The following is a 16,131-nucleotide window of genomic DNA, read 5'->3' on the forward strand; positions in this document are numbered from 1 at the left end:
TCCCCCTCTAGGATCGGTCCTTCTGCGTGTGACCGGATGAACGATCGCGTCGATTACAGCGCCTCGAAGCACATGGCGACGCCCATGCCGCCGCCGATGCACAGGGTGGCCAGGCCCTTTTTCGCTCCGCGCCGCTTCATTTCGAACAGCAGCGTGTTGAGGACCCGCGCACCGGAGGCGCCGATCGGGTGACCGATGGCGATCGCACCGCCATTGACGTTGACGATCGATTGATCCCAGCCCATGTCCTTGTTGACGGCGCAGGCCTGGGCCGCGAAGGCCTCGTTGGCTTCCACGAGATCGAGATCGCCCACCGACCAGCCGGCCTTTTCCAAGGCGCGACGCGAGGCAGGGATGGGACCGGTACCCATGATCTGCGGATCGACGCCCGCCGTTGCCCAGGAGACGATGCGCGCCAGCGGCGCAATTCCGCGGCGGCTTGCCTCGGCTTCGCTCATCAGCACCGCGGCCGCGGCACCATCATTGATGCCGGAAGCATTGCCGGCGGTGACGGTGCCTTCCTTGTCGAAGGCCGGGCGCAGCTTGGCCATGGCGTCCATGGTCGCGCCGGCACGGATATATTCGTCCTGGTCGACGATGATGTCACCCTTGCGGCCCTTGACGACGTAAGGGATGATCTCGTCCTTGAAGCGGCCGGCCGCCTGGGCGGCCTCCGCCTTGTTTTGCGAGGCAACGGCGAACTGATCCTGCTCATCGCGGGAAAGCTGCCACTGGCGGGCGATATTTTCCGCCGTGGTGCCCATGTGATAGCCGTAGAAGGCGTCGGTCAGGCCGTCCTTGATCATGGTGTCGATCATCTTCATGTCACCCATCTTGGTGCCATTGCGAAGATGCGCGCAATGCGGCGCCATCGACATGGATTCCTGTCCGCCGGCCACGATGATCTTGGCATCGCCGAGCGCGATCTGCTGCATTCCGAGGGCGACTGCGCGCAGGCCGGAGCCGCAGAGCTGGTTGACGCCCCAGGCCGTCGTTTCCTGCGGCGTACCGGCCTTCATTGCCGCCTGGCGCGCCGGATTCTGGCCCTCGCCGGCCGGCAGCACCTGGCCCAGAATGACCTCGTCCACTTCACTGGCATCCACGCCTGCACGCTCCAGGGCACCCTTGACTGCTGCCGCACCCAGTTCATGGGCCGCAACATTGGCGAAGGCACCGTTGAAGGAACCCACGGCCGTGCGGGCCGCGGACGCAATGACGATCGAAGGCTGGCTCATGGAAGTCTCCTCATAGTTGCTATTTGTTGGACGGGAGACTGGCAAAGCTTGGCCGACAAGTCAAACAGGGCGAAAGGATGAATTTGCTGCAGATTGTCATGTTTACCGCCGCATTCACGGCATGTTGAGGCCGTGTCGCAACGCACAAATCGATTGTCAGCCTCGATTGATTAAGCGTAAGGTCTGCGCGGGAGAGACAGTCAACAATACCGAATTGACGGGATCAGGAGGCAATGATGGCGAAGACGGACGGCGAGATTGTCATAAAAAAATATGCCAACCGACGCCTCTACAACACGGGCACCAGCACCTATGTGACGCTGGAAGACCTGGCGCAGATGGTCAAACGAGGCGAGGAATTCGTGGTGCAGGACGCCAAGAGCGGCGACGACATCACCCATTCCGTTCTGACACAGATCATATTCGAGCAGGAATCGAAGACCGGCAACACGCTTTTGCCGATCTCGTTCCTCAGGCAGTTGATCACCTATTACGGTGACCAGATGCAGATGGTGGTTCCGACCTTCCTCGAGCATTCGATGAAGACATTCACGGATCAGCAGTCGCAGATGCGCGAGCACATGACCCGGGCGCTGGGCGAAACGCCGCTGACGAAGAATTTGCAGATGCCGATGCAACTCATGGAGGAGCAGGTTCGGCGCAATACCGACCTCTTCCGGCAGGCCATGCAGATGTTCTCGCCGTTTGCCGCGGGCGCGCCGCAGGCCAGCGAGCCCAAGAAGGCACCGGATTCCCGCGATCTCGATGAGTTGAAGGAGCAATTGCGCGCATTGCAGACCCGGCTCGACAGTCTCGGCTCCTGAAAGGCGCCCGCCTTGCCAGGCCCGGGCCGCCTATGGCCCGGGATCTCATCCTCCGGCAGCGGCTCCAAGCTTCAGGCTCCAGGCTTTTTGACGGCTCTGTCTTCAGACCTGCCATTCAATGGGCAAGAAAAAAGGCCGGTCATAATGCCGGCCTTTTTCATGCGTCAGACCTTGAAACAAGGATTATGCGCTTTCCTTCGGCGTCAGAACCTGGCGGCCGCGATACATGCCCGTCTTCAGGTCGATGTGGTGCGGACGGCGCAGTTCGCCGGAATTCTTGTCTTCGACATAGGTCGGGGTCTTCAGCGCGTCAGCGGAGCGGCGCATACCGCGCTTCGACGGGCTCACTTTTCTCTTCGGTACTGCCATTTTCGTTACTCCAAATAAGCGTGCAAAGCGCAATCCGCGGTCGGCTTCGACCGTACAGGACCTAGCCTCGATCTCGGAAATTGGGCCGGCTTATACATGGCAAGAAGGGCTTTGACCAGTCCCCGGCGGGATTTTTTAAAGCCGCAAGCCCTCACGCCTCATCTGCCGGCACGACCCAGCTTTCCGCAAGGGCCGCCTCGCGCCATTTAATCCAGGCCGGATGGGACTGGACGGCCTGCATATAGTCCAGGGCATCCGCATCGAGCTCGAAATCATAGACGTCGAGCCGGTTGACGACAGGGGCATACATGGCATCCGCGGCCGAGAAGGTGCCGAACAGGAAGGGTCCGCCCGACCTTTGCCGCATGGTGCGCCAGATCTGCGTGATCCGGCCGATATCGGCCGTGACGTCGGCGCCAACGTCGATCTTCTTCTTCTGGCGCCGGATATTCATCGGGCAGGCGCCTCTCAGGGCGCGAAAACCGGCGAGCATCTCCATGCTTATGGAGCGCGCCAGCGCCCTGTCGGCCGGATCATAGGGCCAGATACCCGCCTCGGGATAAAGTTCCGCCACATATTCAATGATCGCGAGAGATTCCCAGATCTGCAGGGACCCGTGGTGCAAGACTGGTACCTTGCCCGTGGGTGAGAATTCGCGAAAGCGCACATTGCCGCCGGTATCGTCAAACGGCGTCAGCACCTCCTCGAAATCGATGCCTGCCGCCGTCATGGCAAGCCAGGGCCGCATCGACCACGAGGAATAATTCTTGTTGGCGATATAGAGAACGAGCCCGTCCATTGCATTTGTCCCCGATCATTTCGCCTCGAGACTACGGATATGCCGGGCATCGCGCCAACGACAAATTCTGACGTCACCCATAAACGCATCTGATATATTCACCCGAGCCGCGGGCACGCCGCTCCACGACGCTTGCCAATCGCTGCATGCCTCTGCTGGGCCGGCTGGCGACACGATCGATCGGGTTGGGAAGCGAGACCGCCAAAAGGGCTGCCTGGCGCCGGTTTAGCTTTTTCGCCGAGGTCTTGAAGTGGTGCTGGGCGGCGGCCTCGATACCGTAGATCTGCGGCCCCCATTCGGCGATATTGAGATAGATCTCCATGGTCCGGCGTTTCGACCAGACGAGATCTGCCCACAGGGCAAGCGGAAGTTCCAGGGCCTTGCGCAGGAAGGAGCGGCCGTTCCAGAGGAAGAGATTCTTGACGGTCTGCATCGGGATCGTGCTCGCGCCGCGTGTCGCCTCACCCTCCAATGCATCCTGGACAACGCCGCGCATCTGCACCCAGTCCACCCCGCCATGGACGCAGAACTGCCCATCCTCCGACATCATCACCGACTGGACCAAGACAGGCGCGATGTCGTCAAGGGCCACCCAGCGCCGCTCATAGCCCTGGAAGCCCGCCAGATCGGCCACCATCAGCGTCGAGACCGGCCGGACGAAAGGCAGGGCATAGAGAAGAACCAGCGCATAGGGCAGCAGCAGGAGCACGCCCAGGACCATGGCGAGGCGCTTTGCAATGCCGAGGGCGGTCGTCCGGCGCTGCCGTGTCGGCAAGGCGTTCTCCTCTTCGGCTTCATGCTCCGGTGTATCGCTCAACTCTTCCACTCGTCCTTGCTGGTTCTCTGCGGTATAACCGGCTGCAGCCGGCAAAACCAGCCCGACCCGGCCCGCCCTCCGGCATTTCGGCAAAACGGCGTTGCCAGATGCCAGGCGGCGTGCCAATGAACCCTCATGCTGCACGATGATCACCATACCTTCGAGGACCATTTGCGCGAAAGCGCGGCGAGAACGGAAGCGCTGATGTCGGCCCTGCTCGGTCCGTCAGCCTTGCCGGATGAAATTGCGCGGCCGGAGCCGCTGGTGGCCGCCATGCGCTACGGAACATTGAATGGCGGCAAGCGGTTGCGGCCATTCCTGGTGCAGGAAGCGGCCGCCTTGTTCGAAGGTCCGGCCGCTGCCGCCGCGCGGGTCGGTGCCGCACTGGAATGCCTGCACAGCTATTCTCTCATCCATGACGATCTGCCGGCGATGGACGATGACGATTTGCGACGCGGCAAGCCGACGGTCCATAAAGTCTTTCCTGAGGCAACGGCAATCCTCGCCGGCGACAGCCTGCTGACCTATGCCTTCGACATCATCAGCGCGCCGGAGACCGATCTTCCCGATGATCGGAAAGTGCAACTGGTCCTGGCTCTGGCGCGGGCCGCCGGGCTTGGCGGAATGGCCGGGGGGCAGGCGCTGGATCTGGCTGCCGAAAGCGAAACCCCCGGCGAAGCGGATATCTCGACCCTGCAGGCCATGAAGACCGGCGCATTGCTGCGCTTTGCCTGCGAAGCGGGTCCGATCATCGCCGGCGCGTCCAGCGAGGACCGGCTGCGGCTGCGCCGTTTTGGCGAGATCATCGGCCTTGCCTTCCAGCTCGCTGATGACGTGCTCGACGTCACTTCCGACGCAAAGACCATGGGCAAGGCGACCGGAAAGGATGCCGGTCGCGGGAAGGCGACCCTCGTGGCCCTGCACGGACTGGACTGGGCGGAGAAGCGGCTGGATGCGCTGGTTGCCGAGGCCATTGCCTCCCTGGCGCCCTATGCGGAGCGGGCGGGAATGCTGATTGCCACTGCCCGCTACGTGGCCAACCGCAAGCATTGAGTGTCCGGATGCCGGTGCGTCCGCAGCGATGCGCCGGCAGGCCGAGGAGGATCGCGCCGCGGAACCTCTGCGCCACAGGGAGCAGCGGCGCAGAACGGATCATCATCACGCAAACTGCTGGAAACCATCAAAACTCTGCGCGTGTCGGGCGGGCAAGGCTGACCTATGATCGCCACCATCTCCAGCTGGAAAGACATGCATGTCCGAACTGATGCAGAACCTGCCGCAAGTCGCAGCGGCCTATGTCCTTTATCTGGTGGCCGTCATCAGTCCCGGACCGGCGATCATCGCCATCATCTCGACCGCCTTGGGCGAAGGTCGCCGACGCGGTCTCGTCATCGCGCTCGGCATCTTTGCCGGCTCCTTCACCTGGGCCATGGCCGCCGCCCTGGGCATGGCCGCGCTCTTGACCCGTTATGCCGGGATACTGGAGATCTTGAAGATCGCCGGCGGCCTCTATCTGCTCTATCTCGCCTATAAGGCCTGCCGTGGCGCCCTGCGCGCCGGTGACGATCAACCGGAGCTTCCGGTCGCCAAACGCCATGTCAGCCTCGGCCGCACATTCCTCACCGGCTATGCCATCCACCTGACCAATCCGAAAGCCGTTTTTGCCTGGGTCGCCATCATTTCGCTCGGCCTGCCGGCCGGAGCGTCCGGCGGCGCCGTGGCGCTCATTGTCGGGGGCTGCCTCCTGACCGGCTTTACCGTGTTCATGGGCTACGCGCTGCTTTTCTCGACGCGGCGCGCGGCGAGGATCTACCAGAGCGCGCGCCGCCCACTGGATGCCCTGATGGCGGTGATGTTCGGCGCTGCCGGAGTCAAGATGATCAGCAGCGCCCTTTGACGGCGCCCACAAAGCAAAAGGCGCCGCGGATGCGACGCCTTCCGTTTGGATCTCACGGCAGACCTGATCAATCGGTCGTGATCGGCGCGATCGCAACTTCCACGCGGCGGTTCTGTGCACGGCCATCGGGCGTGGCATTCGATGCGACCGGCTGGGTGGCACCGAAGCCGAGCGTCGACATGCGGCGCTGATCGACGCCGCGCGACGCGAGGTAGTTGGCGACCGAGGCGGCGCGTCGTTCAGAAAGCGCCTGATTATGAGCCGCGCTGCCAGTCGAATCGGTATGACCGTTCACATCGACCAAAGTCCGGTTGAACTTGCTGAGCACGAGAGCCACGGAATTCAGCGTGGAGTAGAAGCCCGGCAGAACCTGGTCCTGATCGGTCGGGAAGGTGATGTTGGACGGCATGTTCAGGATGATGCGATCCCCCACACGCGTCACAGAAACACCGGTCCCTTGCAATTGCGCCCGTAATTCGGACTCCTGCTGGTCCATGTAATTGCCGATGGCGCCGCCTGCCAGAGCACCGACGCCGGCGCCGATCAGTGCCGCATTGCGCCGACCGACCGGCGAATTGCCGATGGCAAGCCCGGCAAGCGCTCCAATGCCGGCGCCGAGCGCGGCACCGCCCGTCGTATTCGACATTTTCTGCTGTCCGGTATACGGATCGGTTGTCGTGCAGGCAGAAAGATAGGTCGCGCACATGGCGACAATCGCAATTTTCTTCAGCATAGAATCATCATCCCCGTCATTAGCTCTGTGTTCATTTACCATGAATTGCGGCAGGAACGAGGAGGACGGGGCTACTCTGCGGCGGTCTTCTGGCCGAAGCGCTTCTCGATGTAATCGATCACCAAAGCCTCGAAATCCGCGGCAATCTGCGGCCCGCGCAGGGTGAGCGCCTTCTTTCCGTCGATGAAGACGGGCGCTGCCGGCGTCTCCCCCGTGCCGGGCAGCGAGATGCCGATATCGGCATGCTTGCTTTCACCGGGGCCGTTGACGATACAGCCCATCACCGCGACGTTCAACGCTTCGACGCCGGGATATTTTTCACGCCAGATCGGCATGTTCTTGCGGATGTCATCCTGGATCCGTTGGGCAAGCTCCTGGAAGACCGTCGAGGTCGTTCGCCCGCAGCCTGGGCAGGCCGCCACCACCGGAAGGAATTGCCGGAAGCCCATGACCTGCAGGAGTTCCTGGGCCACCTGCACTTCGCGGGTCCGGTCGCCGTTCGGCTCCGGCGTCAGGGAGACGCGGATCGTGTCGCCGATACCGTGCTGAAGCACATAGCCCATGGCAGCGGAGGATGCGACGATCCCCTTGGTCCCCATGCCGGCCTCGGTGAGACCGAGATGCAGCGCGTGATCGGAGCGTTCCGCCAGCTTGGAATAGACGGCGATCAGGTCCTGGACCTGGCTGACCTTGGCGGACAGGATGATACGGTTGCGCGGCAGACCGATTTCCTCGGCCAGCTCCGCCGAAAGAAGGGCCGACTGACAGATGGCCTCGTGCATGACCTGCCGGGCCGAAAGCGGCGATCCCATCCGCTGGTTCTCATCCATCAGCCGCGTCAAAAGGTCCTGGTCGAGCGAGCCCCAATTGACGCCGATCCGCACCGGCTTGTCGTAGCGAATCGCCATCTCGACGATCTCGGCGAACTGCTTGTCCTTCTTGTCCTTGAAGCCGACATTGCCGGGATTGATGCGGTATTTCGCCAGGGCCTCGGCGCAACCCGGGTGGTCGGCCAGCAATTTATGGCCGATATAGTGAAAGTCACCGACCAGCGGCACATCCATTCCGAGCCTGAGCAGCCGGTCGCGGATTTTCGGCACCGCTGCAGCGCTCTCATCGCGATCGACGGTGATGCGCACGATTTCCGAACCGGACCGGAAAAGGGCGGCGACCTGCGCGACCGTGGCATCGATATCCGCGGTATCGGTATTCGTCATGGACTGGACGACGACAGGCGCGCCCCCACCCACGATCACACCGCCCACATCGACGGCGACCGAAGCACGGCGGGGCTTGGGATCAAATTCGGCAGGCATGAAGCATCTCGCAACTGGGAGAAAGTGCCTCTCAGGTGGATCAAGCGCGGGGTCTTGTCAACACCCGCGCGCGATCACGTTACTGCGGATCGGCCGCCCGGTCGGCATGCCTGGCCAGTCCCGACAGGAGAAGGACGACGAGATGCAGCGCCGGCAGGCCGATGAAGATGGCCGCAAGCCCGGTGTGTTCGGCAATGAAACCAATGGCCGAGGGGGCCACGAGAATGCCGGAATATCCCATGGTCGTGACGACCGACAGGCCGATGCCCTGCGCCATTCCGGGAAGGTTTCCCGCCGCCGAAAAGGCGATCGGTACCATGTTGGAGATGCCGATACCGGCGATTGCAAAGCCGATCATGGCCATGACGGGACCGTTCGCCAGACCGGCGGTGAGGAGACCGATCATCGACGTGATCGTGCAGAAGCGCAGGGTTCTGACGGCGCCGAACCGGTCGCGCACAAGATCGCCGGCGAAGCGCATGGCCGCCATGGTCAGCGAAAAGGCGCCGAATGCCAGGCCAGAGAGCTGCACGGAAGCGCCCAGTTCGTTGCGGAAATACAGCGCACCCCAATCCAGAACCGCCCCTTCGGGGATCATGCTGAACAGGGCGACAACTCCGATCAGCCAGGGCAGAGGCGTTCGCGGCAGGCGCACTTTCGCCTTGGCTTCCTCCGGATGCGGCTTGTCGGCCAGCAGCATGGGCCAGGCAATCCCCACCATGACGGCGGCCAGCAGGCTGACCAGAAGGCTATGGCCCACCACACCGAGCCAGGCAATCAGCAGTCCGCCACTGGCCGAACCGATCAGCCCGCCAAGGCTCCAGAAGGCATGGCAGGACGACATGATGGAGCGCCGCATCTGTTTTTCTGTCGTCACCGCATTGGCGTTCATCGCCACGTCCATCGCGCCGATCAAGCCGCCGAACAGGAAGATCGCGATGGCGCCGGTCCAGACATTGCCGACCAGGCTGAGCAGAAGAAGCGTCGGCAGGGCCATCAGCGCCGCGACGCGCGTGACCGTGGTCGATCCGAAGCGGGCGATCTGCAGGCCGCCGATCGGCATCATGACGATGGAGCCGATGCCGAAGACGAGGATCATCAGACCGAGCCCGCTTTCGCTCAAGGCCAGGCGGCTGGCGAATTCCGGAATTTTCGGCGCCCAGGCGCCAATCAGAAAGCCGTTCATCAGGAACATCAGCGCGACGCCGACGCGCGGGCGGGTGATGATGGGCGCTCGTTCCAGAACACCCGTCACAACGGTATTGTCAGTCATTGACCGGTTTCTCCCAGGTCCTAGAAAACATCATGTTTGGGCCACGATCACGCTGCAGCCCGCCTCCCGCAGGACGGCCAGCCGAAGGGGATCAACGCCCGGTTCGGTAATCAGAGTATGATATTGAGCAGCCGAGGCGACCGGATAGGGTCCCGCCACGTCGAATTTCTCGCGCGTAGCAGCCACCACCACCTTGCGGCTGCAACTGGCCACGGCGTGCTTGAAAGCCGCATCTTCGAAACGCAGCGCGCATAAGCCCCCGTCGCGATCGATCCCGCAGGCGCCGATGAAGGCGATGTCAGGGCGAATGGCAGACATGAACGCGCAGGCGCGGGCGCCCACGACCCCGCCCACGACGCGATCCAGGCTGCCGCCGATCAAGACGACGTCCACCAGAGGCTTTTCGGCCAACGAGAGCGCAATGGCGGGGGAATTCGTCACTGCCGTCACCGCCAGTGTTTCGGGAAGCGCTTCGGCAATTGCGAGATTGGTGCTGCCGGCATCGAAAAACAGGGTGGCATGCGCGGTGATCAGACGGCAGGCCTGCTCTGCCAGTGCCTTTTTCCGCTCCGCTGCGACAGCCATGCGCTGCGTCAGCGTGGAGCCGGCGCGCGCCAGCGGCAGGGCCCCGCCATAGACCCGCTCGCACAGGCCGGCCTGGGCCATGTCCCGCAGGTCGCGACGGATCGTGTCCTCCGAGACGCCGAAATCACCGGCGAGCGTGGCCGCCACAACGCGGCCCTCCTGCTTGAGGCGCCGCAGGATCTCCGCCTGCCGCTCCTGCACCATCAATTCGGTCATCACGCCCTCATCAAACCCTGCAAAACAGTGCATAAACGGGCAAGAACGTGCAATCAAGCCACGAACGACGACACGCCGTCACGTTGCGTGACTCGGCAGAGGTGGCGCCGGAAAGAAAAGAGGCGGGACAGGACAAAGACGGGAAGGGTGAGGGCAGGATAGCGGAAGGCGGCCGGACCGGGGATCGAAGACGCACCCGTCGGGCGCCGGGTTGGATGACGGGAGGGCGCACGCATCCTTGTGCGCCCTCACCTTCTTATGCCGACACCACACGCCAGGCAGGCCCGACAATCCTGCGGCCCTGCATGCCATTGAGCTCAGCGAGCTCTCTCGGCAGATCGGATCCGTCACGCCATCAGGCGGTATAGGCGATCAGCAGATCCTTCGCGTCGATCTGGTCGCCCGGCTTGACCAGGACCTCGGCCACCTCGCCATCCTTTTCCGCATGCAGCGCCGTCTCCATCTTCATCGCCTCGATGGACAGCAGCACATCGCCCGCTTTCACCGTCTGCCCGGCGGAAACGAAGACGCGGGAAATGACGCCCGGCATCGGCGCGCCAAGCTGCGCGCCATTGCCGGCTTCCGCCTTGCGGCGCGCCACGCTGGTTGCGGCCCGGCTGCGGTCCGGCACCTTGATGCGGCGTGGCTGGCCGTTCAGTTCGAAGAACACGGTCACAAGCCCCTGGGCATCCGGCGCGCTGGCCGCCTGATTGACGACGACGAGAGTTTTGCCCTTCTCGATGTCGGCAAACAATTCCTCGCCATCCGCCATGCCGTAGAAATAGGAGGGCGTGGGCAGGACTGAGACCGGCCCATAGGTCTCGGAGGCGAGCGCGAATTCGGTGAAGACCTTCGGATACATCAGATAGGAGGCGAATTCGAAGTCGTCGACCGTCCGGCCGAGCTTCTCCTCGATCGCCTGTCGCTCGGCATCGAGGTCCGCCTGCTTCAACAGTGAACCCGGGCGCACCGCATAAGGCTTTTCCGCCTTCAGCACCTTTTTCTGCAGCGCCTCCGGCCAGCCGCCCGGCGGCTGACCGAGATCCCCCTTAAACATGGAGACGACGGATTCCGGGAAAGCGATATCCTTGTCCGGGTTCTCGACATCGGCCACCGTCAGATCCTGGCTCACCATCATCAAGGCCATGTCGCCCACGACCTTGGAGGAGGGCGTCACTTTCACAATGTCACCGAACATCCGGTTGACGTCGGCATAGGTCTGCGCCACCTCGTGCCAGCGGGTTTCAAGCCCCAGCGAGCGGGCCTGTTCCTTGAGATTGGTGAACTGGCCGCCCGGCATTTCGTGCAGGTACACTTCCGAGGCGGGACCTTTGAGATCGCTTTCGAAAGCCGCATATTGATGCCGGACCGCCTCCCAATAGAAGGAGATGCGGCGGATCCATTCCGGATCGAGACCGGAATCGCGCTCCGTGCCCGACAGCGCCTCGACAATCGAACCGAGGCAGGGCTGCGACGTATTGCCGGAAAAGGCATCCATGGCGGCATCCACCGCATCGACGCCGGAATCGATCGCCGCAAGCACCGTGGCGGCCGATATGCCTGACGTGTCATGCGTGTGGAAGTGGATCGGCAGGCTGGTGGCCTCGCGCAGGGCCTTGAACAGGACGCGGGCGGCGGCTGGTTTCAAAAGCCCCGCCATGTCCTTCAGCGCGATGATATGGGCGCCTGCCCTTTCCAGCTCTTCGGCCAGCGCCGTGTAGTATTTCAGGTCATATTTCGGTCGCGCGCTGTTCAGCAGATCTCCGGTATAGCAGATTGTGGCCTCGCAGAGCTTGTTCTCCTCCTGGATGGCGTCCATCGAGACGCGCATGTTTTCCACCCAGTTCAGGCAGTCGAAGACGCGGAACAGGTCGATGCCGCCTTTGGCTGCCTGCCGGACGAAGTATTTGACGACATTATCGGGATAATTGGTGTAGCCGACACCATTGGCGCCGCGCAGCAGCATCTGCAGCAGGATATTGGGTGCCGCGTCCCGGATCAAAGCGAGCCGCTCCCAGGGATCTTCCGTCAGAAAGCGCATGGACACGTCGAAGGTCGCGCCGCCCCAGCATTCCAGCGAAAACAGGTTCGGCAGCGCCCGTGCATAGACGGGCGCGATGCGGGCAATATCGAAAGTCCGCATGCGTGTCGCCAGAAGCGATTGGTGGCCGTCGCGCATGGTCGTGTCGGTGATCAGAACCTGCGGCTGTTCCCGCATCCAGGCTGCAAAGCCTTTCGGCCCCAGCGCGTCGAGCCTCTGCCTGGTCCCCTCCGGCACCGCGCCGTTGATATAGGGGACAACCGGCTTCGGCGCTTTTTCCGAAGGCCTCGGCCGTCCCTTCACCTCAGGATGGCCGTTGACGGTGACATCGGCGAGATAGGTGAGGAGCTTGGTGGCACGGTCCTGCCGCTTGACCTGCTGGAATAGCTCCGGCGTCGTGTCGATGAAGCGCGTCGTATAGGAATTGTCGCGAAAGCTCGGATGGCCGATGATCGCTTCCAGGAAGGTGAGATTGGTTGCCACGCCACGGATGCGGAATTCGCGAAGCGCCCGGTCCATCCGGCTGATCGCCTCCTGCGGCGTCCCGCCCGAGGCCGTGACCTTGACCAGCAGCGGATCGTAATAGCGGGTAATGATCGCGCCGGTATAGGCCGTACCGCCATCCAGGCGAATGCCAAAGCCGGCCGCCGATCGATAGGCGGTGATCCGGCCATAATCGGGAATGAAGTTCTGCTCCGGATCCTCGGTCGTGATGCGGCACTGCAAGGCATGGCCGTTCAAGCGGATATTCTCCTGCGCAGGCACGCCCGATTCCGGCGTTCCGATCGCCTCGCCTTCGAGAATATGGATCTGCGCCTTGACGATATCGATGCCCGTGACGACTTCGGTGACCGTATGCTCCACCTGGATGCGCGGGTTGACTTCGATGAAGTAGAACTTCCCGGTATCGGCATCCATCAGATATTCGACGGTACCGGCACCGATATAATGGGTCGCGGCGGCGATCTTCAGCGAATAGGCGGCCAGTTCCTGCCGCTGCGCCTCCGACAGATAAGGCGCCGGCGCCCGTTCGACGACCTTCTGGTTGCGTCGCTGGATGGAGCAGTCACGCTCGAAGAGATGCACCACTTGGCCGTGCGTATCGCCGAGGATCTGGCTTTCCACATGGCGGGCGCGCTCGACCAGCTTTTCCAGATAGACTTCGTCCTTGCCGAAGGCGGCCATGGCCTCGCGCTTGGCCTCGGTCACTTCCTTGGCAAGTTCGGATTCGGCGCGGATGACGCGCATGCCGCGACCGCCGCCGCCCCAGGAGGCCTTCAGCATCACCGGATAGCCGATCTCATTCGCCATCCGGCTGACGCTCTCCATATCATCCGGCAAGGGCTCGGTGGCGGGAACGACCGGGACGCCGACGGAGATCGCCAGGTTGCGTGCCGCAACCTTGTTGCCGAGCTGACGCATCGTCTGCGCCGTCGGGCCGATGAAGATGATCCCGGCCTGATTGCAGGCTTCGACGAATTCCGGGCTTTCCGACAGAAGGCCGTAGCCCGGATGAATGGCATCGGCTCCGGATGCCTTGGCGACGCGAATGACTTCATCGATCGACAGATAGCTTTCGATCGGTCCGAGATCCCGTGCCAGGTGCGGTCCCCGGCCGACCTGGTAACTCTCGTCCGCCTTGAACCGATGCAGCGAAAGTTTGTCCTCCTCCGCCCAGATCGCCACAGTTTTGATGCCCAGCTCGTTGGCGGCGCGAAAGACGCGAATGGCAATTTCTGATCGGTTGGCAACAAGAATTTTCGAAATCTTCAAGACAATCTCCCATTATCCGGCGCGGAATGCTGCACCCGCGAAGAGAAACATTACCGTCTTTTCGCTGAAGTTCAATTTCCCGCAGCCAGGCAGCGGTCGATTTTCGTCAGTTTCATGTCAGCAAATGCGAGAGCCCCGGACCGGCTGCGCGCGCCGCTTGCATCGAGACTGTTAGGTCATTGAGAATGTTCACCCTGCATACAGGTCTCAATTGCTATAGAGCCCTGTTGAAAATCACGAGGTGACCTCTCTTGACTCTGTTTCAGGTCTATTCGCGCGCGCTAAGATACCTAAGCTCCAGCCCCGTCCGGGTGACGCTGGTGGTTCTGGCCAACATCGTTCTCGCCGTGATCACGATCGCGGAACCCATCCTGTTCGGGCGGATCATCGATGCCCTGTCCGATGGCAGCGATGTGACACCCATTCTGATCCTGTGGGGTGGGTTCGGCGTTTTCAACACGATCGCCTATGTGCTTGTGGCACGCGAGGCGGACCGCCTTGCCCATGGACGGCGGGCGACGCTTCTGACGGAAGCCTTTGGCAGGATTATCTCCATGCCGCTCGCCTGGCACCACCAGCGGGGAACGTCCAATGCCTTGCACACCCTGCTGCGCGCCAGCGAAACGCTGTTTGGTCTCTGGCTCGAATTCATGCGCACGCATCTTGCCACGATCGTTGCCCTGAGCATGCTGCTGCCGACGGCCCTTTCCATGGATTGGCGGCTGAGCTCGGTCCTGATCGTGCTCGGCGTCATCTACTGGATCATCGGCCGCACGGTCATGAACCGCACGAAGGAAGGCCAGGCCTCGGTCGAAGGCCACTACCACACCGTCTTTTCGCATGTCAGCGATTCCATCAGCAATGTCACGGTGCTGCACAGCTACAACCGGATCGAGGCCGAGACGCGGGCCCTGAAGGGTTTCACCGAACGCCTGATCGCCGCCCAGTTCCCGGTCCTCGACTGGTGGGCGCTGGCCAGCGCCTTGAACCGCATGGCCTCGACCATTTCCATGCTGATCATCCTTGTAATCGGCGTGGTGCTGGTTCGCCGGGGCGAGATCAGGGTCGGTGATGTCATCGCCTTCATCGGCTTCGCCAATCTGCTGATCGGCCGGCTGGATCTCCTGCGCCAGTTCGCCACGCAGATTTTCGAGGCGCGCTCGAAGCTGGAGGATTTCTTCCGCCTTGAGGATTCCGTCAAGGATCGCGAAGAACCGGCTGGCGCGAAGGAATTGACCCAGGTGAAGGGCGAGGTCGAATTCCGCGACGTCTCCTTCGATTTTGCCAATACAACTCAGGGCGTGCGCGACATTTCCTTCACCGCCAGGGCCGGCCAGACGGTCGCCATTGTTGGGCCGACAGGGGCCGGCAAGACCACGCTGGTCAACCTTTTGCAGCGCGTCTACGAGCCGCAAAAGGGCCAGATCCTCATCGATGGAACCGATATTGCGGGCGTCACGCGCAAGTCGCTGCGCCAGACCATCGCCACCGTGTTTCAGGATGCCGGCCTGCTCAACCGCTCGATCACCGAAAACATCCGGCTTGGCCGCGAGGATGCGACGGAGGCCGACGTGGTTGCCGCGGCAGAGGCTGCGGCGGCGACCGAGTTCATCGAGAGCCGCCTTGCCGGCTTCGATACGCATGTCGGCGAACGCGGCAACCGGCTGTCCGGGGGCGAACGCCAGCGCATCGCCATCGCCCGCGCCATTCTGAAGAATGCGCCCATTCTCGTCCTTGACGAGGCGACCAGCGCGCTCGACGTGGAAACGGAACAGCGGGTGAAGGAAGCCATCGACCGGCTGCGCCGGGACCGTACCACCTTCATCATCGCGCACCGGCTCTCCACGATCCGCGATGCGGATATGGTGCTCTTCCTCGATCATGGCCGCATCATCGAGAAAGGCACCTATGACGAGTTGAGCGCGCTCGGCGGCCGTTTCGCTTCGCTTCTCAAGACGAGCGGCATTCTGGCCGATGACAGCAAGGCCAAGACCGCCTCGTTGACGCAATCTGCCTGAGGCTGCGGCCTCAGACGGCACGAGACTATGAGAGCCCTCCGGGCGACCTAATCAACGCGGTGAGGATGCGCAACGCCCAAGTCTGCGCATCCTCACCGCCTTGAGACGCGGCCTCCGCTCCCTTTCCTCCGTCCTGCGCCATGATATCCCGATCTTTTGCGGCCCGTTTCCCTGACGGAGAGACTGGCCGGTCGGATGGACATCCGCTGCCGATAGAGGCTGCGGCGAGGATCGA

The 16,131-nt window shown here is 62.6% G+C and carries 13 protein-coding genes; 4 read left to right on the top strand and 9 right to left on the bottom strand.

The window, feature by feature from the left end; all coding sequences use genetic code 11:
* Positions 1 to 53: 53 nt before the first annotated feature.
* Complete coding sequence (locus QTJ18_RS20705; RefSeq protein WP_252754238.1) at positions 54 to 1,235, bottom strand: acetyl-CoA C-acetyltransferase; 1,182 nt, start codon at positions 1,233 to 1,235, stop codon at positions 54 to 56.
* Positions 1,236 to 1,471: 236 nt separating this feature from the next.
* Between QTJ18_RS20705 and phaR the strand changes: the two genes are divergently transcribed.
* The gene (phaR, locus tag QTJ18_RS20710; RefSeq protein WP_252754463.1) at positions 1,472 to 2,059 is read left to right on the top strand and encodes a polyhydroxyalkanoate synthesis repressor PhaR; all 588 of its coding nucleotides are present in this window, start codon (positions 1,472 to 1,474) and stop codon (positions 2,057 to 2,059) included.
* A 183-nt stretch (positions 2,060 to 2,242) separates the two neighbouring features.
* On the opposite strand, the gene rpmF is transcribed toward phaR, so the two are convergent.
* The 3 genes from rpmF to QTJ18_RS20725 all read right to left on the bottom strand — a co-directional run bounded on the left by rpmF (position 2,243) and on the right by QTJ18_RS20725 (position 3,948).
* Positions 2,243 to 2,428 (bottom strand): 50S ribosomal protein L32, encoded by a 186-nt coding sequence (gene rpmF, locus QTJ18_RS20715; protein WP_092999643.1) that lies wholly within the window; start codon positions 2,426 to 2,428, stop codon positions 2,243 to 2,245.
* Between the two features lie 151 nt (positions 2,429 to 2,579).
* A complete protein-coding gene (locus QTJ18_RS20720) occupies positions 2,580 to 3,227 on the bottom strand; it encodes a glutathione S-transferase family protein (RefSeq protein ID WP_252754237.1) in 648 nt (215 codons plus the stop codon).
* 73 nt (positions 3,228 to 3,300) lie between these two features.
* On the bottom strand, positions 3,301 to 3,948 hold the full coding sequence (locus tag QTJ18_RS20725) for a biosynthetic peptidoglycan transglycosylase (protein WP_252754462.1): 648 nt from the start codon (positions 3,946 to 3,948) through the stop codon (positions 3,301 to 3,303).
* A 231-nt stretch (positions 3,949 to 4,179) separates the two neighbouring features.
* On the opposite strand from QTJ18_RS20725, the gene QTJ18_RS20730 reads away from it, so the two are divergent.
* Together QTJ18_RS20730 and QTJ18_RS20735 are read left to right on the top strand one after the other, a co-directional pair.
* Positions 4,180 to 5,097 (top strand): polyprenyl synthetase family protein, encoded by a 918-nt coding sequence (locus tag QTJ18_RS20730; protein WP_252754236.1) that lies wholly within the window; start codon positions 4,180 to 4,182, stop codon positions 5,095 to 5,097.
* Between the two features lie 199 nt (positions 5,098 to 5,296).
* On the top strand, positions 5,297 to 5,941 hold the full coding sequence (locus tag QTJ18_RS20735) for a LysE family translocator (RefSeq protein ID WP_252754235.1): 645 nt from the start codon (positions 5,297 to 5,299) through the stop codon (positions 5,939 to 5,941).
* Between the two features lie 67 nt (positions 5,942 to 6,008).
* Here the strand turns inward: QTJ18_RS20735 and QTJ18_RS20740 are convergent, their stop codons facing one another.
* From QTJ18_RS20740 to pyc, 5 genes are all read right to left on the bottom strand, one after another.
* Positions 6,009 to 6,674: a YiaD family glycine zipper/OmpA-like lipoprotein gene (locus QTJ18_RS20740; protein ID WP_252754234.1), complete on the bottom strand. Its 666-nt coding sequence runs from the start codon at positions 6,672 to 6,674 to the stop codon at positions 6,009 to 6,011.
* Positions 6,675 to 6,745: 71 nt separating this feature from the next.
* Positions 6,746 to 7,990 (bottom strand): flavodoxin-dependent (E)-4-hydroxy-3-methylbut-2-enyl-diphosphate synthase, encoded by a 1,245-nt coding sequence (ispG, locus tag QTJ18_RS20745; protein WP_252754233.1) that lies wholly within the window; start codon positions 7,988 to 7,990, stop codon positions 6,746 to 6,748.
* 79 nt (positions 7,991 to 8,069) lie between these two features.
* Positions 8,070 to 9,263 (bottom strand): MFS transporter, encoded by a 1,194-nt coding sequence (locus tag QTJ18_RS20750; RefSeq protein ID WP_252754232.1) that lies wholly within the window; start codon positions 9,261 to 9,263, stop codon positions 8,070 to 8,072.
* 30 nt (positions 9,264 to 9,293) lie between these two features.
* Entirely contained in the window at positions 9,294 to 10,064 is a 771-nt protein-coding gene (locus tag QTJ18_RS20755) for a DeoR/GlpR family DNA-binding transcription regulator (RefSeq protein WP_252754231.1), read from the bottom strand.
* A gap of 355 nt (positions 10,065 to 10,419) precedes the next feature.
* The gene (pyc, locus tag QTJ18_RS20760; RefSeq protein ID WP_301557788.1) at positions 10,420 to 13,878 is read right to left on the bottom strand and encodes a pyruvate carboxylase; all 3,459 of its coding nucleotides are present in this window, start codon (positions 13,876 to 13,878) and stop codon (positions 10,420 to 10,422) included.
* A gap of 251 nt (positions 13,879 to 14,129) precedes the next feature.
* Between pyc and QTJ18_RS20765 the strand changes: the two genes are divergently transcribed.
* Positions 14,130 to 15,896, top strand: a complete 1,767-nt coding sequence (locus tag QTJ18_RS20765; RefSeq protein WP_252755256.1) for a glucan ABC transporter ATP-binding protein/ permease — start codon at positions 14,130 to 14,132, stop codon at positions 15,894 to 15,896.
* Positions 15,897 to 16,131: the final 235 nt, after the last annotated feature.

It is taken from the genome of Rhizobium sp. SSA_523 (genome assembly GCF_030435705.1).
Taxonomy (GTDB): Bacteria; Pseudomonadota; Alphaproteobacteria; order Rhizobiales; family Rhizobiaceae; genus Neorhizobium.